The organism is Streptococcus sanguinis, assembly GCF_050220005.1.
Lineage (GTDB): Bacteria > Bacillota > Bacilli > Lactobacillales > Streptococcaceae > Streptococcus > Streptococcus sanguinis_Z.
Genome location: NZ_CP071413.1, coordinates 1,555,593 through 1,574,397, shown reverse-complemented (window position 1 = coordinate 1,574,397; position 18,805 = coordinate 1,555,593). Strand labels below are relative to the sequence as shown.

Below are 18,805 nucleotides of genomic sequence, written 5' to 3'. Positions count from 1 at the left end.
AAACAATCTTGATAGGCTTTGCTCGCGAGATTGTCTCCTATCTGCAGAAGTCAGGGGCTTCTAAAGTGGAAGCAGAAGATGTAGTTCAGGACGTTTTTGTCAAGATGTTGGAAACAGAAGTTATTATTCCGGCGGAAAAGATGCGAGCTTGGATGTATCGAGTTTCCATCCGGCGCTATATCGACAGATATAGGAGAGATAAGCATTATTTGGAGATTTTGCGAAAAGAATTTTTTGGAAAAGATCTTGTCAATCCCTTTGAAAATGAAGATTATGAGCTGCTAAGAAGTATGATAGAAGCTCTGCCGCTCAAGGAAGCCACGCTTTTAGAACTCTATTATTTTCAAGATTTCACGGTCAAGGAGATTGCCCAAATTATGTCTTACTCAGTGAGCAAGGTCAAGATTCAGCTGATGCGCAGTCGTGCTAAACTCCGAAAGGAGCTGGAAAAGAAAGGATATCGAAATGGAAACATTTAAAATTATTGCAAAGAAAAGTAGGAGAAAGAGACTCTGGAAGACAGTCGTCATTAGTTCCTTTGTATCTTTAGTTCTCTTAGGTCTTCTAGGAAAGGGGCTGGCAGAATTAGCCTCTGGTAACGGACGAGACTTGCAGAAACAGTATGAAGTTATGTCCGAAATCGCCTATCCTAATGTTGACTATGACAGTCTATACTACAATCCGACCTCTTATCTTTCGGGAACATTACGTTCTGATCGTTTTAAAGACCTTGATGGAGTGATGGTGGATTATCCAGCCTATGAGGGGAACTATTCACTAACAGGTTCTTATAAAAATCCGACGTCAGAGGCGACTTATTCCTCTACCTCAGGGACCTATACGCGAGAGCTTCGGCAGAAATATCCGGTCTTTTACAATGTCAATGCCAAACAGACGAAGTCTTCAGATCCAGCACCTCAGGAACTTGTATCTGTCAAAGAAATGCCGAATCAATTGGTAGAAATAGCTCTGACTTTTGATAAACCATACACTTATAAGGAAATCCAGCAGATGATACCGAGCAACCTCAAGATTAACTGGTACTGGATTGGCAGTCAGTCAGAAGATGGTGAAAATGGTATGGCATTGCGCACCGATCCTCAGACGACTTACGGAGCTAATAGTACGCTGCTTAATCCCTATCCGTCGGACGGCAAAAAAGAGAGCGAAGAGGCTAAGCAAGAGCAACAGACTTTCTTAGACTATTTGAAAAAGGCCGATAAAAACCTTTTCCCAACTGTCAACAAGTACAATATGTACAATGATGTTGAGGCCTATCTCAAGAAATTTGGTCAGCTAGATATTCGTGAAGCAGAAAATCGGGATCAATTGACCTTTTCTGGTATTATTCTGACTGGGAAAGCTGAGAATTTCAGCCAATTAGAAGGGAAAGAATGGATTGCTGCTTCGAGTATTGGTGCTTCCGTTTCCAATCAACCTTACTATAAATTAGAGAAGGAATAATTCACAAAAAAATGCTAAAAGACTTGCATTTTCATTTAAATTTGATAAAATAGTAAGGAAAGTTAGACTGTATTGCCTACTGTCTATCTATAAAATATATTTTATTGGAGGCTTTTACTCAAATGGCAAAAGAAAAATACGATCGTAGTAAACCACACGTTAACATTGGTACTATCGGACACGTTGACCACGGTAAAACTACTTTGACAGCAGCTATCACAACTGTATTGGCACGTCGCTTGCCTTCAGCAGTTAACCAACCTAAAGACTATGCGTCTATCGATGCTGCTCCAGAAGAACGCGAACGTGGAATCACTATCAACACTGCGCACGTTGAGTATGAAACTGCTAAGCGTCACTACGCTCACATCGACGCTCCAGGACACGCGGACTACGTTAAAAACATGATCACTGGTGCCGCTCAAATGGACGGAGCTATCCTTGTAGTAGCTTCAACTGACGGACCAATGCCACAAACTCGTGAGCACATCTTGCTTTCACGTCAGGTTGGTGTTAAGCACTTGATCGTCTTCATGAACAAAGTTGACTTGGTTGACGATGAAGAATTGCTTGAATTGGTTGAAATGGAAATCCGTGACCTCTTGTCAGAATACGACTTCCCAGGTGACGATCTTCCAGTTATCCAAGGTTCAGCTCTTAAAGCTCTTGAAGGTGACTCTAAATATGAAGACATCATCATGGAATTGATGGACACTGTTGATGAGTACATCCCAGAACCAGAACGCGATACTGACAAGCCATTGCTTCTTCCAGTCGAAGACGTATTCTCAATCACTGGTCGTGGTACAGTTGCTTCAGGACGTATCGACCGTGGTATCGTTAAAGTCAACGACGAAATCGAAATCGTTGGTATCAAAGAAGAAATCCAAAAAGCAGTTGTTACTGGTGTTGAAATGTTCCGTAAACAGCTTGACGAAGGTCTTGCAGGGGACAACGTAGGTGTACTTCTCCGTGGTATCCAACGTGATGAAATCGAACGTGGACAAGTTATCGCTAAACCAGGTTCAATCAACCCACACACTAAATTCAAGGGTGAAGTTTATATCCTTACTAAAGAAGAAGGCGGACGTCACACTCCATTCTTCAACAACTACCGTCCACAGTTCTACTTCCGTACAACTGACGTTACAGGTTCAATCGAACTTCCAGCAGGTACTGAAATGGTAATGCCTGGTGATAACGTAACAATCGACGTTGAGTTGATCCACCCAATCGCCGTTGAACAAGGTACTACTTTCTCTATCCGTGAAGGTGGACGTACTGTTGGTTCAGGTATGGTTACAGAAATCGAAGCTTAATTCGATTCCGTTCCCAGATAACAATTAAAGTCAGACACTAAACCCCGTGAAAACGGGGTTTTTTAGTATACAGAAGAATAAAAGGTAGTCGGTAATCTCCAGAATAGATAGCTTGATTTTGCAGAACCACCTTTAAGATGATTTAGGAAACGGAAAGAGAAGAAGTATAGATATAAGCTTGATAGAAGTTTTGTCCTTTTTAATTAGGTTGGGGAAGAAAGTATCATTTAAAAGAGAGATTCTTTCAAGAAGGATTTTCACTTTTCACTGAAAGTATAGTATAATAAGAAATAGAATACATTTGGAGAAGAAAAATGCCCTCAAAATCAGGATCATCACCTTATGCTAAAAATAATGACGGTAATAAAGAAATAGAAAAAATAATCTCAAAAGAAGGACTGAAAAATAACTATATATGGAACATGTTGGGGACAGTCTCATCTTCATTGATATCAGTCGTCTTGCTTCTACTAGCTTCTAGATTTCTAGATTCAAGAGATTCTGATATTTTTAGTATTGCTTATGCTCTTGGTCAGCAGTTCTTTGTTCTAGGTTATTTTCAAGTTAGAAATCTGCAATCTACGGATGTAAAAGAAAGATACCAATTTGGTTCTTATCATAATACGAGACTTTTTACGGTCTTTTTGATGATTTTAACATCGTTTATCTATACTCTATGGCAAGGGTATGATGTTTACAAATCTAGTATTATTTTATTGCTTGTTGTTTATCGGGCTATAGATGCGTATTCAGATGTTTTTCAAGGATTATTTCAGCAAAAAAATAGATCAGACTTAGCTGGAAAGGTGCAATTCTATAGGAGCTGGATTTGCATGTTAATATTTGCAATAGTCCTGTTGCTTACAAAATCATTGATGGTAGCTAGTATTGTTATTTGCTGTGCGAATTTTATTCTGACCTTCCCCTTAGATTTCAGAAACTGTAGATTATATTTTTCTCAGGAAAAGTTTTCGCCTAAACTCCATGATGACAGAAAAAATGTGTATTCTATTTTGAAAAATAGTTTTCCCTTGTTTTTAAATGGATTTTTGATAACGTATATCTATAACGAGCCAAAAATTGATATTGATTACCTTTTGACAAATGGCTATTTTTCATCTGGGGTTCAAAGAGATTTTAATGTTCTATTCATGCCTGTCTTTGTTCTATCCCTTTTATTCTTTGTCCTGAGACCGTTGACTACACAGCTTTCCATTTATTGGAATGAAAAGAAATTTACACTATTTTTCAAACAGGTCAATACTCTAAATCTAGTAATGACTGTTTTAGGACTCGTTATTGTTATTTTGGGTTATCTGATTGGTACAGAAGTTCTTAGTGCTGTCTATGGTATCCAATTACAGGAGTATAAACTTCCTTTCACAATATTACTTATAGGCGGTATTTTGAATGTTTTTGCTCTAGTGGTTGATATCATTATGACCATCTTTAGAAAACAGCATTATCTGATAATAGCCTATTTATTGACATTTGCTGTTTCAAAATTTATTACTTTACCATTTATTCGCGATCAAAAATTGCTGGGAGCTGCTAATTCCTTTTTAATCTCCATGTGCGTCTTTTATGCAACAAGTCTGATTATTTATGGCGTTGCTAAAAATCAGGAAAAAAGAAAGAAGTAGGATTCTATGAATATCTTATTTACATTAAATGATGCGTTCGTACCTCAAGTTGCAACCTGTATGTGTTCTATATTTGAGAATAATAAATCTGCTGAGAATATTACAGTATATTTAATTGGCGAGAGGATAAGCGAAGAGAATCAAAATAAATTAAAAGAATTCGCTAAAAGTTACGATAGAAAAGTTTGTATTATTTCTATAAATAATATCGCAGACTATATTGACTTTGATTTTGATACAAACGGTTGGTCTTCAATTATTTTAGCACGTCTTTTTTTAGATAAGCTTCTTCCACAAGAAGTTGATAGGATCTTATATCTCGATGGAGATACACTAGTTCTAGAAGATTTAGGTTCATTGTTTTATAGCGACTTAGGAGATAAGGTAATAGGTATGTGTCCTGAACCAACTGTCGATAAGTCAAGAAAGGAATTTCTAGCTTTGAAAGAGCATCCCTATCATAATTCGGGTGTCCTATTGATCGATCTAAAAAAATGGCGTAGGGAAGAGATTGGTAAAAAGGTCATAGAATTTTACCAATTTCACGAAGGAAAGCTATTCGCACCAGACCAAGATGCCTTAAATGGAGCCTTGAAAGAGCAAATTTTTACCTTGCCAATTTCCTTTAATTATTTTAATATTTATGATGTCTATCCTTATAAAACGTTGAGTGAATTAAGTAAGCCAACTAAGTTTATATCACAGGAAGATTTTAATTATTTTCGGAAAGCACCTACAATTATTCACTATCTTGGTGAAGAGAGACCTTGGCGGAAGGGGAATACGCATAGGTTTAAAAAGGAATATCTCTATTATCTCCACAAAACTCCATGGAAGGATACACCAATGGAAGAAGGTTGGCAGCTGTATTTTGTTTGTTTTAGAATCTTTAATATTGTTATGAAGCCTTTTCCAATGCTAAGATATAAGATTATCAATTCCCTAATTCCGAGCTTTATGAAATATAGAAAAAAACAGTTGCAGAAAAACAAAAAATAATGTGATGACATGTTATAGAAAGAATAGATTAAATTAATGAAAATTTTAATGATAATTCCTGCTTATAATGAGGAAGAAAGTATTTTAAATACGGTTATGAGCATTGTAGAATATCGGAAGAAAGTTGATTTTGACTTAGAGTACGTAGTTATCAATGATGGATCCGTTGACAGAACTAAGGAGATTTTGGACAGCCATCATCTGAATGCTATTCATTTGGTTATGAATTTAGGGATTGGCGGAGCTGTTCAGACGGGCTATAAGTATGCTCTTGAGAAGGATTATGATGTGGCCGTACAGTTTGATGGAGATGGTCAGCATGATATTGAGTCGCTGGATGCTTTGCTGGAGCCTATTCGTCGTCAGCAGGCTGATTTGGTTGTTGGTTCTCGTTTTATCGGTGACAAGTCTTCGGAATTTCAGACGACTTTTATGCGGCGTTTTGGCATTACCATTATTTCAGCTTTTATTAAATTAACAACTGGCAAAAGGATTCTGGATACCACATCAGGCTATCGTTTGGCCAATCAAGACATTATTAGACAATTCGCTGCGCGCTATCCTATCAAGTATCCTGAGCCAGAATCAATCGTCCATATCTTGAAGCGGAAATATAAAGTGGTGGAAGCACCAGCCAATATGTTTGAACGTGCAGGAGGAGTCTCTTCGATTACTCCGATTAAGTCCATTCGCTATATGATTGAAGTTTGTTCTTCAATCTTGATTGCTGCTTTTATGAAAGAGAGTGAATAATGTCCATTTTGTCTATTGTTATGCTAGTGGCTTCAGTTCTATTCCTGTATTTTGTCTTTCGGAATATCAATCAAAACAATATTTTATTTGAGCAAGCCTTTATGTGGATTATTATTGGCTTTGTACTGATTATTATTTCTGTTTTTGATTGGATTCCCGTTTCGATTGCCAAATTGTTAGGTTTTGAACTGACCTCAAACTTTGTCATGTCCTTGGCCATCTTTTTCCTGTTGGTTATTGTTTTTTTACACACTATTTCCATTTCCAAGCAAAAGGAGCAAATCAAGCAGTTGGTGCAAGAACTGTCCATCATGAAGCAAAGAATGTCCAAGTTAGAGAGTGAAAAAGATGAAAAATAATCATACCTGGGTGATTTGTGCCTATGGCGAAAGCGAATTTTTAGAAGCTTGTATCCTATCTTTGCAAGCTCAAACCTTGCAATCAAAGATAATCTGCTATAGCTCAACACCGTTGGATTCAATTAAGCAGCTGTGCCAGAAGTACGGTATTCCTTTTTACACGAAAGAAGGCGGTGGTATCGGTAAGGACTGGAATAATGCCCTTACCTTTGTTGAGACTTCTTATGCTACCATTGCTCATCAGGATGACTACTATGAGCCAACTTATCTAGAAGCAGTGATGCAAAAAATAGAGCAGTCGAAGGACATTCTCATTGCCTATACAGACTATTTTGAAGAGAAAAATGGAGTCAAGATTCCAGCTAATACCAATTTGAAAATCAAGACTCTCATGCTTAAAACCTTGAATCTGATGCCGGCCAGCCGTTTTTGGAGAAATCGGGTCCTGGCTTTTGGTAATCCCATTTCCTGTCCGGCGGTGACATACAACTTAGAGGCATTAAGGGATTTCCAATTTGATGAGGAAATGCGCGTGAGTCTAGATTGGTATGCATGGTACAAGATTAGCACCTATAAGGGTCGCTTTGCTTATATTTCTGAGAAGCTTATGTGCCACCGGATTCATGGAGAGTCTGAAACAACCAAGACCATTTCAGATAATACTCGAACCAAAGAGGACTTGTTTATGTATCAGCTTTTCTGGCCCAAGTGGGTTGCTAATCTGATAAATAAAGCATACATGAAGAGTCAAGATGCTAACTCAAACTAATAGAGTTATTTACAAGGAAAGTATATGAAAGATTTAATATCTGTTGTTGTAACTTGTTACAACCATCAAGATTACATTGAACAGTGTTTGCGTAGTATTTTTGAGCAGACCTATCGAAATATTGAGCTGCTGGTATTGGATGATGGCTCCTCTGATCATTCTGCTGAAATCATAGAGGCTGTCTTGGCGGATTCCCCTTTTCCGACGCGGTTTGAAAGTCATGAAAATATGGGGGTTGTCAAGACAAGAAACAAGGCTTTGCAGCAAATTCAAGGCACTTATTTTATTTTTGTGGATAGTGACGATTTTCTGGATTCGGACTATATTGAGAGTTTCTACACAAGCATGGTGCAAGAGGAGGCAGATATTGTCTATGGTGATTTGTATGATCCTGATAAAAAGGAAGTTTACCTTAAATCACGGCCTTATGACAAGCTAGCTTTCTTAACGGAGAATTATATTTCCAATTGCTCCCTCATTCGTCGTTCGGTTGCTGAAGGTATTTATTATGACGAAGCGCTGAATCGTGAGAAACTGGAGGACTATGATTTTCTTTTAAACTTAATTATCAATCAAGGTGCAAAACCAGTTTATGATGCAAAAACAAAGCTGAATTACCGGGTCTTTGATAAGGAATCAATCTCTAAACGGGATTCTACGAGATATCATTACGAAATGTATCTGAAAATCCTGCGTAAGTATGTGAGAAAGATACCAGATGATATTTACCAAGCTCTGGGCCAGAACATATTTACTCTGGAAGGCCGTTTGGATGAACTGATTCAGCATATGGATAAAGTGAACGACTATGTTCTTGAACTGCAGGAGGATCAGCGACAGTTACATAAAAATCTAGATTCTCTGAAATCCAGACTGAGAACGATAAAGGAACAGCGAGATGAGGCTATTCAGGAGCAGTTTCGTATTCGCCGATCTATTTCCTATCGGCTGGGGAATGGTGTGATTACCCCATTGAAACGTCTGGCTCGATTAGTCAAAAATCCTCGCAGTATCAAAGTTGCTTTAAGTCGGATTAAGCAACAGCTGGTTCGTTTGAAACGCCAAGTTAAGTCTCCTAAGGTTTATTATTATCAATGGTTGCGGAATTCTCAAAGGGGAAAAGCTTTAGCTTCAGTTTCAAGCGGCGAAAAAGTCTTAGTCTATGTCATTTTTGAATCCGAGCCACGCTTGCAGCAGTACAAGGTTATCTTTTTAGAAAAGTTAGCAGCTTTGGCTGATAAGACTCTCATCGTCGTTAACGGCGGACTGGTTGCAGAAGATTTAGAAACTTTAGGACAGTATGGTCAAGTCTTGGTGCGGGATAATACCGGCTATGATACAGCAGCTTTTCGTGAAGGTATTCTTTCCTTGGGAAAGGAAAAGCTACAGCATTGTTCTCAGCTGATGCTCGTCAATGACACCAATATCGGCCCTATGAGTGATTTGACGGCTGTCTTTCAAACTATGGCTGGCAGAAATCTTGACTTTTGGGGGATTTCCTATGGTGAGACCCAGGAAGATATCACTGGTTTTAACCGCTATGGTTACATTCCCAACCACCTACAGTCTTATTTTTTGGTGATTGAGCCTTTGCTGCTTCAGTCCGAAGAATTCTACGACTATTGGCAAGTGCTGACTGACACGGATTCACGGGAAGAAGCTATCGGAAAGCATGAAACGACTTTTACCAAGTACTTTGCTGACTTGGGCTATCGCTACGATGCCTTGGTTCACGAAAATCAGGATTCGGCTATGTATATTCATCCATTAAGGATGTTAAAGGCGGGTAGTCCTCTGATTAAGTACACTTCTTTGAAGAATTATGATGATCAGCAGTTTTTATGGCAAGGTTTGGAAAGAGAGTCAGAGGTTCCTGATGTATTGGACTATGTCCGGGAGAAGACAGACTACCCAGTGGAGATTCTTGAGAACATTGTTCAAAAATTTAAAGCGGTGCCTCGTGATCAATACATTCTCATCATTGACGGTGTAGAGAATATCATTCCGCAGTGTACGCGCTACCGTGTTCTCAATAAGGCAGACCAGCTTAGAAAGAATGGCTTTGCTGTGAAAGTGGTCAATGCGTCTGAGTTTAGTCTGGCTCAGGCCCAGTATGCCAGCCACATCATTATCTATCGCGCTCCTTGGTCCGCCCAGCTCCAGCTTTTATGCGATTTGGCTCGGGAGGAGCATAAGCCAGTTTATTTTGATATTGATGATTTGGTCTTTGATACCCTTTATACGGACCAGCTAAGCTATACACAAGGCTTGTCTGAGAAGGAAAAGGGCAATTACGATGCTGGTGTTAAGAATTACGGGAAAATGCTGGCGGCTTGTGATGGGGCGATTACCTCTACGAATCAGCTAAAAGAGGAATTGCTCAAATACAAGGACTCCGTCCTGCTGAATCGTAATCTGGCGTCCAGCGAATTGATTGCGGTTAGCTCGCAGTTCTTGAAGGAAGACTTTGGTACAGACGACAGAATCAAAATCGGCTATTTCTCTGGCTCTATCAGCCACAATGAAAATTTTGAGCTCATCAAGCCGTCTATCAAAGAAGTTCTTGACAACTACCCAACCGTTGAGCTTCATATTGTAGGGCACTTGGATATCCCGCAGGATATGAAACAATATTCGCAGCGTATTTTCGTCCATGAGTATGTGGACTGGAAGGCCTTACCTCAGCTGATTAGTCAGGTTGATATTAATCTAGCTCCGCTGGTTGACTCAGTCTTTAATCGGGCCAAGTCAGAAATCAAGTGGATAGAAGCAGCTCTAGTCAAGGTGCCAACGATTGCCAGTCATATCGGTGCTTTTTCTGATATGATGATTGACGGTCAGACGGGACTTTTGGCTAAAGATGGTGAATGGAAAGAAAAGCTGGAAAGTCTGATTCTTTCTGCGGATTTACGCAGAGAACTGGCGGAGAATGCCTACGCTTTTGTATTAGAAAATTGCAGTTTAGATAAAAAAGATGAAATGGTGACTTATTTTGAAAAGAAATAAAGAAGTAAAAGTTGAGAATATTTTCTTGCTGCTGGCAAGTATCTTTGTCTTGACTTTTATGATTGCACAGCCGATTAATCGAGTGCCTGATGAGACCAATCACGCTCGTATGACATGGGAAATCTTCCATAAACCTACCAGTCGAACATATAAATGGATGGACAAAATCCCATCCACTCCGAATGTTTCTCCGGCAGAGTACAAGCAGCTGTTCTCAGAGAAGATAGATCTGGCGCAAGAAGAGTTTACCTTTGGCTTTAATCTCAAGGCTATCTCTTTTCTGCCTCAGCTACTAGGTATGACCTTGGGAAGCATGCTTTATCCGTCAGTAGGCTTCATCGTGATGATGGGGAGGCTCTTTAATGCTTTGGCATATATCATCGGGGTTTATCTGCTGATTAAATACTTCAAATATGGCAAAAAAGCTCTGTTTTTCCTATCTCTTTTGCCTATTATGGTCCAGCAGGCTGCTTCTCTCTCTTACGATGTGATGAGCTATCTGGAGATTATGTTGGCGGTTGGCTTTTTGACCAATATTGCCTACCATAAGAAATTCACTAATAGAAATGTACTGGAGCTTTTGGTGATTTCTATAGGCCTCTTTGTCACCAAACCGAATAATGTCCTTTTATTAGGCTTGCTACCTTTTGTTCATTTTGAGTTTGAAGGATTCCTTGCGGTTCTGAACAAGCCTTTTGTTGCAACCAAAGCTTTTGTAGCTCGTTATCGCATTATCTTTTATATACTTGGCTTTGCAGCTTTCTTTCTTGCCCTGCATTTGGCATTTCGCAATCAGGGAGGGCTCTTGCACTATGGCCAAGTCTTGCTGAATACGCTCTTTAAGCAAAGCGTCAATGGTGACTTGAATACGATTTTGACAATCGGTATGTTTGGTTTTTTGGGGAATTTTACTATCCAGCTGCCGCTTTGGCTGATTTTTATTGATGTGGCAGTTTTGGCGATTATCTTTTTGCAGTCGCAGAAGGATTTTATGACCAAGGGCTATACAGTCATGTCGCGTTATCTGTTTTTGGTTCAAGTGATTGCTGTTGTGTCAATTATGTATCTGCAGTGGACACCCATTGTCCTCGGTAAAGGTGCCATGATATCAGTTGGTGCTCAGGGACGTTATTTTACACCCTTCTTGATCTTACTGCTACCAACTGTTGCTAATTTAGGAACCTTGGACATTAAAGACAGGGTAGTGAATCAAATGATGGTTGGGACTCTGGTAGCTAACTTCTTGGTTTCCCTCTACTTGATGGTGCCCTTTTATTGGAATGTACTAGGATAAGCTATGAAAAAAAAGATATTATTCATTTCGCCGACTGGAACGCTGGATAATGGAGCTGAAATCTCTATTGTCAATTTGATGGAATACTTGGTCCAGACGGGCCATCAGGTTATCAATGCGATTCCGGATTATCATGTAGCCGTTCAGCAGGACTATATATCCAGCTTGGCTGCCTTGGCTATTGAGACTATAGCCTTGCCGTCAGTTAAATGGTGGTGGGAGGATGCGCCTGGTGGCCTGCCAGATAGTCCTGAGACTAGAGCTCGGTCATATCAGGATAATACCTCAGCGCTCAGAAAGATACTAACGGAGCGAAAGATTGATTTGGTTATTACCAATACGGTCAATATGTTTCAAGGTGCAGTGGCAGCGGCCTGCGAGGATGTTCCGCATTTCTGGCTGATTCATGAATTTCCTGACGGAGAGTTTGGCTACTATAAGGAAAAGCTAGATTTTATCAGTGATTATTCACAGGAAATATTTGCAGTTAGAGGTGCCTTGCAGAGACAGTTACAGGAGCTGCTGCCAGACAGAAAAGTCTTGTCTTTTGCCCCTTTTACGAAAATTCATCCTACTAATACAGGAGAAAGGGATGGAGCCGAAAGGCGTATTGTGTCAGTCGGACGTTTGACAGAGCGGAAAAATCAATTAGAATTGATAAAGGCCTATAACCAGCTATCTCAGCCAAAACCGGCCTTAGTTTTTATCGGTGCCTGGGATGAGGAGTACAAAAAAAGATGCGATACTTATATCTCTGAACACCAGATAAAAAATATTAGTTTTCTGGGACACAAGGACAATCCTTGGGCAGAGGTGACGGCAGCAGATCTTGCGGTATTTCCTTCTGCAATGGAAACTTTTGGCTTAGTCTATATTGAAGCGATTATGAATGGCCTTCCGACCATTTTGTCGGACAATCCTGGTCATCTATCTGCCTATGAAATCTTTGAAGAAGGCCAGCTGTATTCATCTGGTAATATCGAGGGGTTGGCTGATAAGATAAACATTGCCTTGGCAAACTTTGAGGGATTAAAAGACCAGTCGGTGGCCAATCTTGGCAAAATCCAAGAGCGCTACTCGGTTCAGAGTGTTTACCAAAACTTATTGGATAAGATTGAAAATACTGAAATGTATCAGGCTAACTCTTTGCGCCATGTCAAGTGCTTATTGGATACAAATTTACCTTCTCAACAAGCCAGCTCTTTCTTACGCAAAGTGAAAAATAAGCTGTTTTCTGGTAGAAGAGGTTAAAGAAAGAAAAGGACAAGTTCAGCCGTGGCTCTACCTGTCCTTTTTGTATTATACAAACACACTAGAAAGTGGTATAATAGAATGGATTGTAAAATCTTGAATTGAGGGAAATCATGAAACATGTCTTCATCATCGGGAGTCGGGGACTTCCTGCCAAATATGGAGGATTTGAAACCTTTGTCGAAAAATTGACAGAACATCAAATCTCTTCTCAAATCCAATATCATGTGGCTTGCTTATCAGATGATGAAGCTTTTCATCATTTTGATTACAAGGGGGTAGACTGTTTTACAGTAAATCCACCTAAGCTTGGCCCAGCCCGAGTAATTGCCTATGATATGATGGCTGTCTCCTATGCCCTCAAGTTTGCTAAAAAAGAGCAGATTGAACAGCCTATTTTTTACATTCTTGGAAATACGATTGGTGCTTTTATCTTTCCCTTTGCTCGTCGTATCCATCGGGCAGGCGGTAAATTCTTTATCAATCCTGACGGGTTGGAGTGGAAGCGGGCCAAGTGGTCTAAGCCAGTTCAAACCTATCTCAAGTATTCTGAGAAGGTTATGACCAAGCACGCAGACTTGGTTATCGCGGACAATCTAGGCATCGAAAGCTATATTCAAAAAGCTTATCCTTGGTCTAAAACGACCTGTATCGCTTATGGAACCGACCTTTATCTGTCCAATCTGACGGAAAACGAAGGCAAGGTCAGGGTCTTCTTTGAAAAGTGGGCCAGTAAGGAAAAAGACTATTACCTCATTGTCGGACGCTTCGTTCCTGAAAACAACTATGAAACCATCATTCAAGAATTTATGAAGTCCAAAACCCAACGTGACTTGCTGATTATCTGCAATCATGAGGGCAATCCCTATTTTGAAGATCTCAAGCAGAAAACAGGCTTTGACCATGATTCTCGCATTAAATTTGTTGGGACGGTCTATGATCAGAATCTGCTCAAATATATCCGTAATCATGCTTTTGCATACATACATGGGCATGAGGTTGGTGGGACCAATCCGGGACTCTTGGAAGCACTGGCTCAGACAGATGCCAATCTGGTGCTGGATGTGGACTTCAATCGGAAGGTAGCAAAAGAAACGGCTCTGTACTGGCAAAAAGAACCCGGCCAGTTGGCCCAGCTGATTGACCGAGTAGATGCTCAAACAGAGTTTACGGAGCTAGGTCAAGCCGCCAAAGAAAATATGAAAGAAAACTACACCTGGGAAAAAATTGTGGGTGAATACGAGGATTTATTTTTATCATGAAAGTGACCATTCTTCTGTCCACCTATAATGGTGAGCAGTTTCTGGCCGAGCAGATTAAGAGTATTCAAGAGCAGACATATAGGGACTGGCAGCTGCTGATTCGTGATGATGGCTCTACAGATGGGACGCGGGCTGTCATCGAAGACTTTTGCTGCAAGGATGACCGCATTGCCTTTATCAATCGGGAAAATCCACAAAATCTAGGTGTCATTCAGAGTTTTCATAGCCTGCTTCAATACCAAGATTCGGATTTCTATCTCTTTAGCGACCAAGATGATGTTTGGCTGCCAGACAAGATTGCCATGCAATTGGCTGAGGCAGACAAGTATGATAGCAGTCAGCCCTTGCTGGTGTATACTGACTTGAAGGTCGTGGATCAAGAGCTACAGGTTGTTCATGAAAGTATGATTCGCACTCAGTCAGATCACGCTAATACAGAACTAGTCCAAGAGTTGACGGAGAATACGGTGACGGGTGGAGTTTCTATGATAAATCGCGCCTTGGCCCAACTTTGGACTGGGAAGGAAGAGCATGAACTGCTCATGCACGATTGGTATCTGGGCTTGCTTGCTGCGGCTTTTGGCAATCTAGTCTATATTGACAAGCCGGGTGAGCTCTATCGTCAGCATTCAAATAATGTGCTAGGAGCTCGAACGCTCAGAAAACGCGTAAAAAACTGGGTGCGTCCCCATGTTCTTTTTACCAAATATTGGAAATTGATAAAAGACAGTCAGACCCAGGCTAGAAATTTGCTGGTCCTGCCGCTGACTGCTGAAAATAGAGAGTTAATTGAGAACTTTGTGACCATTATGGAGGTTTCTACCAAGGAGCGCTGGCGCAGGATTCGCCAGTATGGCTACCGTAAAAACCGCACTTTCCATACCCTTGTTTTTACAAGCCTCATTCTCACAAAGTTTGCTTATAAGGAGTAATATTCATGGATTTTTTTAGTAAAAAAAATCGGATTCTTTTGAAAGAATTAATCAAGACGGATTTTAAATTACGTTATCAAGGGTCCTTGGTCGGCTATCTCTGGTCGATTTTGAAGCCATTGATGATGTTTACTATCATGTATCTGGTCTTTGTCCGCTTTTTGCGCTTTGATGACGGGACCCCTCACTATACAGTAGGACTCTTGCTGGGGATGGTTTTCTGGTCTTTCTTTACTGAAGCCACTAACATGGGCATGCTTTCCATCGTTTCTCGGGGAGATTTGCTTCGTAAATTAAACTTTCCTAAGCATACCATCGTCATTTCATCGGTTCTTGGAGCGGCAATCAATTTTATGATTAATCTAGTTGTTGTTTTTCTTTTCGCCTTGATCAATCAGGTGGAATTCGGATTGCATACGCTGGTGATTATTCCTCTTTTTCTGGAGGTATTGGTCTTGGCAATGGGCTGTGCCCTCATGCTGTCTTCCTTATTTGTGAAGTATCGGGATATTGGACCGATTTGGGAAGTGGCTCTTCAAGCAGGAATGTATGCTAGTCCTATTATTTACTCTCTGACCTTTCTTTTGCAGCGGAAGCAATTCTTTGTCGCTAAAATTATGATGCTCAATCCGATTGCTCAGATGCTGCAGGATATGCGCCATTTCATCGTTTCTCCTGTTAATGTCAGAGGCTGGGATATTGTGAATAACAAACTAATCGCCCTCATTCCTTACTTAATTCCTTTTGTGATATTGGCTCTAGGTTTGTTCTTCTTTAATAAAAATGCTAAGAGATTTGCGGAGATTTTATAATGTCAAATAATATTGCAGTAAAAGTCGACCATGTAAGTAAATTCTTTCGATTGCCTACGGAGGCTACTCAGAGTTTGAGAACCAGTCTGGTTAATCGTTTTAAGGGGATCAAAGGCTACAAAGAACAGCATGTTTTGAAAGATATTTCCTTTGAGGTCGAAAAAGGTGACTTCTACGGTATTGTCGGCCGCAATGGCTCTGGTAAGTCTACCCTCCTGAAAATTATCTCTGAGATTTATATTCCGGAGAAGGGCAAGGTAACTATTGATGGTAAGTTGGTTTCCTTTATTGAGCTGGGTGTCGGATTCAATCCAGAACTAACTGGCCGCGAAAATGTCTATATGAACGGTGCCATGCTGGGATTCTCAACAGAAGAAGTAGACGCCATGTACGATGATATCGTGGAGTTTGCCGAGCTGGGAGAGTTTATGAACCAAAAACTCAAGAACTACTCCAGCGGTATGCAGGTTCGTCTGGCCTTTTCAGTGGCCATCAAAGCTCAGGGTGATATTCTGATTTTGGACGAGGTTTTGGCTGTTGGGGACGAAGCCTTTCAGCGTAAGTGTAATGACTATTTCAAAGATCGCAAGGAGTCAGGTAAGACGACCATTCTGGTGACCCATGACATGGGAGCTGTTAAAAAGTATTGTAATAAGGCTGTCTTGATTGAAAATGGCTTGGTCAAGGCTATCGGCAATCCAGATGATGTGGCAAACCAGTACAGTCTGGACAATGCGACTGAAACAAAAGCCATGAACGAAGGATTCCAGGTTGAGAATGCAGCAGTTTCTGATTTGAAGGTTAAGCTCTTGCATTCGCCTCAGATTTCACCTGAACAAGAGATTGAATTTGAAATTTCTTATCAGGTTAATCAAGACCTACCGACTTATGTTTCCTTTTCTCTGACAGATATCGATCGAACTATCTGGCTTTACAATGATAATTCCATGGATCAGCCGACAGAAGGACCTGGGCAGAAGCGCTTGACTTACAAGTGTCATGTAACACAGATAAATAACGCTAAGTTAAAACTGCAGGTTTCGGTGCGGGATCAGGAAGAACAGATTTTAGCCTTTGCAGACTCTCAGAACAACCCAGTTATCTTAGTCAATCGCCAGGATATTAAGGATGACGATGTCTCTGCTAAGGATTCTGCTACTGGCTTAATCCAGCGTAATGGCAGTTGGAAGATTTCTCAATCATAAAGAATAAGGTATTTTCATGGAACGAATATTACTCTATGTTCATTTCAATAAATGCAATCATATAAGCGGTCATGTCTTCTATCAATTGAAGCAGCTAAAGCCGCTTTTTTCTAAGATTCTTTTTATTTCAAATAGTCCTTTGAGCAATGAGGACAAATGCCGGCTGAGAGAAGACTTGGGAATTTCTGACTTGCTTGAGCGGGATAATCGAGGCTTTGATTTTGCAGCTTGGCGTGACGGTATGAACTGGCTGGGTTTTGATACTTTGCAGAACTCAGACTCTCTGACTCTCATGAACGACACTTGCTTTGGTCCACTATGGGATTTGGCGCCCATTTATCAGCGCTTTGAAGAGGATTTGCAAGTCGATTTTTGGGGAATGACTAATTTTCGCAAGACCAGGTACTTTGAAGAACACCTGCAGAGCTACTTTGTAACCTTTAAGCAGTCAGTTCTCAAAGACAAGGCTTTCCATGAATTTTGGTCTCAGGTAGAAGATTTTACTGACGTTCAAGATGTGATAGACCATTATGAGACCCAGTTTACCAAACTTTTTGTAGAGGCAGGATTCAGATATCAATCTCTCCTTGATACCCGTCAGGAAGAAGCAGGAGAATTGGTTCATCCAGATTTTTCATACTATAAGCCTCTTAGGATTCTGGAAGCAAAGATTCCTTTTCTAAAGGTGAAGGCTCTCACCGGCAATCCTTTTTTGGCTAGGTATTTGCTGGAAGATCTTGAAACCAACTCATCCTATCCAACTTCGCTTATTAGGGAACACCTGTTCTATCATTTTGGTCCAGACCTTCCTTGTTTGCTGCAGGACAAGTATTTGTCTCAGGCAACTTCGAACTATCGGACAGATCAGCCTGTCCTCCTGCATATTCATGTAACGGATTTTCCTATTTTTCAGCAGTATCAGGACAAGCTATTCTCTCTGTCGTCTCAGTATCAGTATTTAGTGACTGTAACGCAGCCAGAAATGCTGAAACAGCTGCAGACAACTCTGGCTCATCTGGGCGATAAAGTTCAGCTTGTACTAAGCCAGAAATCTCATGCCTGGCTTGCCATGCTGGAGCAGAAGGAAATTCTGCAAGACTATGCTTATATCGGCCATCTATCTACTCATAGAATAATGGAAAATCAGGCTGTTTTTGACCAAGCTATGCGCTCTGATTTGATAAATATGATGGTTTATTATGCAGATACAAGCATAGAAGCGCTAGAGCAGGAGTCTGCTGTAGGGCTGGTTATTCCAGATTTGCCGCGCCTAGTCAGAGATGGCTTGTTTGAGTCAGAACCGCCGCGTCCAAGGCTGGCTGCTATCTGGCAGGAAGCTGGTTTGCATAAGTCTTTTGACTTTATGACTCCCCCTTCTCTAACGAGAGTCTATGGTGGCTTTGTATGGTTTAAATACTCTGCTTTGGCTAGTTTGTTCCAGATGAAGAGCTTAGAAAGCTTGCCATCCTTTGAGCAGGAAATGTCTGATGTTTTAGAGCATTTATTGGTTTATCTAGCTTGGGACAGTCATTATGATTTCAAGATAATGCCCTTATCTTCCCTCCCCTCTTTACTGGACTGGCAGAGGAAAATGGCAGAGTTGACTGAGCAAAAAGAAAAATTAAGTCAGAAAAATTTATCTCAAAAGATTAGAAATCGTTTGTCCAATCTTTTAAAGAAAAAGTGAGATTCTTGGTTTACAAAAAATCTCGCTAGAGAATTTAACTATTTACCAGA

At 40.4% G+C, this 18,805-nt stretch carries 16 protein-coding genes; all 16 read left to right on the top strand.

Annotation, left to right across the window (positions count from 1 at the left end):
* Window positions 1-8 precede the first annotated feature (8 nt).
* The gene (locus J1C86_RS07640) at window positions 9-479 is read left to right on the top strand and encodes an RNA polymerase sigma factor (RefSeq protein WP_002899982.1); all 471 of its coding nucleotides are present in this window, start codon (window positions 9-11) and stop codon (window positions 477-479) included.
* Window positions 466-1,464, top strand: a complete 999-nt coding sequence (locus J1C86_RS07635) for an anti sigma factor C-terminal domain-containing protein (protein WP_125405121.1) — start codon at window positions 466-468, stop codon at window positions 1,462-1,464. The genes J1C86_RS07640 and J1C86_RS07635 overlap by 14 nt, the downstream gene beginning before the upstream one ends.
* Before the next feature lie 122 nt (window positions 1,465-1,586).
* Complete coding sequence (tuf, locus tag J1C86_RS07630) at window positions 1,587-2,783, top strand: elongation factor Tu (protein ID WP_002895003.1); 1,197 nt, start codon at window positions 1,587-1,589, stop codon at window positions 2,781-2,783.
* A 314-nt stretch (window positions 2,784-3,097) separates the two neighbouring features.
* On the top strand, window positions 3,098-4,426 hold the full coding sequence (locus tag J1C86_RS07625; protein ID WP_125405118.1) for a lipopolysaccharide biosynthesis protein: 1,329 nt from the start codon (window positions 3,098-3,100) through the stop codon (window positions 4,424-4,426).
* Between the two features lie 6 nt (window positions 4,427-4,432).
* Entirely contained in the window at window positions 4,433-5,425 is a 993-nt protein-coding gene (locus J1C86_RS07620) for a glycosyltransferase family 8 protein (protein ID WP_125405115.1), read from the top strand.
* Between the two features lie 36 nt (window positions 5,426-5,461).
* Entirely contained in the window at window positions 5,462-6,178 is a 717-nt protein-coding gene (locus J1C86_RS07615) for a glycosyltransferase family 2 protein (RefSeq protein ID WP_185757521.1), read from the top strand.
* Window positions 6,178-6,537, top strand: coding sequence for a DUF2304 domain-containing protein (locus tag J1C86_RS07610; RefSeq protein WP_125405112.1), 360 nt, complete (start codon window positions 6,178-6,180; stop codon window positions 6,535-6,537). Before J1C86_RS07615 ends, J1C86_RS07610 begins: the two co-directional genes overlap by 1 nt.
* Window positions 6,527-7,306, top strand: coding sequence for a glycosyltransferase family 2 protein (locus J1C86_RS07605; protein ID WP_125405109.1), 780 nt, complete (start codon window positions 6,527-6,529; stop codon window positions 7,304-7,306). The genes J1C86_RS07610 and J1C86_RS07605 overlap by 11 nt, the downstream gene beginning before the upstream one ends.
* Window positions 7,307-7,330: 24 nt before the next feature.
* Window positions 7,331-10,312 (top strand): rhamnan synthesis F family protein, encoded by a 2,982-nt coding sequence (locus J1C86_RS07600; protein WP_125405106.1) that lies wholly within the window; start codon window positions 7,331-7,333, stop codon window positions 10,310-10,312.
* Window positions 10,299-11,606, top strand: coding sequence for a DUF2142 domain-containing protein (locus tag J1C86_RS07595; protein ID WP_125405103.1), 1,308 nt, complete (start codon window positions 10,299-10,301; stop codon window positions 11,604-11,606). The genes J1C86_RS07600 and J1C86_RS07595 overlap by 14 nt, the downstream gene beginning before the upstream one ends.
* A gap of 3 nt (window positions 11,607-11,609) precedes the next feature.
* Window positions 11,610-12,857: a glycosyltransferase family 4 protein gene (locus J1C86_RS07590; protein ID WP_125405100.1), complete on the top strand. Its 1,248-nt coding sequence runs from the start codon at window positions 11,610-11,612 to the stop codon at window positions 12,855-12,857.
* Between the two features lie 113 nt (window positions 12,858-12,970).
* Window positions 12,971-14,119: a beta 1-4 rhamnosyltransferase Cps2T gene (gene cps2T, locus J1C86_RS07585; RefSeq protein WP_125405098.1), complete on the top strand. Its 1,149-nt coding sequence runs from the start codon at window positions 12,971-12,973 to the stop codon at window positions 14,117-14,119.
* Window positions 14,116-15,051 (top strand): glycosyltransferase family 2 protein, encoded by a 936-nt coding sequence (locus J1C86_RS07580; RefSeq protein WP_125347571.1) that lies wholly within the window; start codon window positions 14,116-14,118, stop codon window positions 15,049-15,051. Before cps2T ends, J1C86_RS07580 begins: the two co-directional genes overlap by 4 nt.
* Before the next feature lie 5 nt (window positions 15,052-15,056).
* Window positions 15,057-15,863 carry an ABC transporter permease gene (locus J1C86_RS07575; RefSeq protein WP_125347569.1) on the top strand — a complete coding sequence of 269 codons (807 nt, stop codon included), beginning with the start codon at window positions 15,057-15,059 and terminating at the stop codon, window positions 15,861-15,863.
* Complete coding sequence (locus tag J1C86_RS07570) at window positions 15,863-17,068, top strand: ABC transporter ATP-binding protein (RefSeq protein ID WP_002914804.1); 1,206 nt, start codon at window positions 15,863-15,865, stop codon at window positions 17,066-17,068. Before J1C86_RS07575 ends, J1C86_RS07570 begins: the two co-directional genes overlap by 1 nt.
* A gap of 16 nt (window positions 17,069-17,084) precedes the next feature.
* Window positions 17,085-18,755: a rhamnan synthesis F family protein gene (locus J1C86_RS07565; protein WP_125405095.1), complete on the top strand. Its 1,671-nt coding sequence runs from the start codon at window positions 17,085-17,087 to the stop codon at window positions 18,753-18,755.
* The last annotated feature ends 50 nt before the right edge of the window (window positions 18,756-18,805 follow it).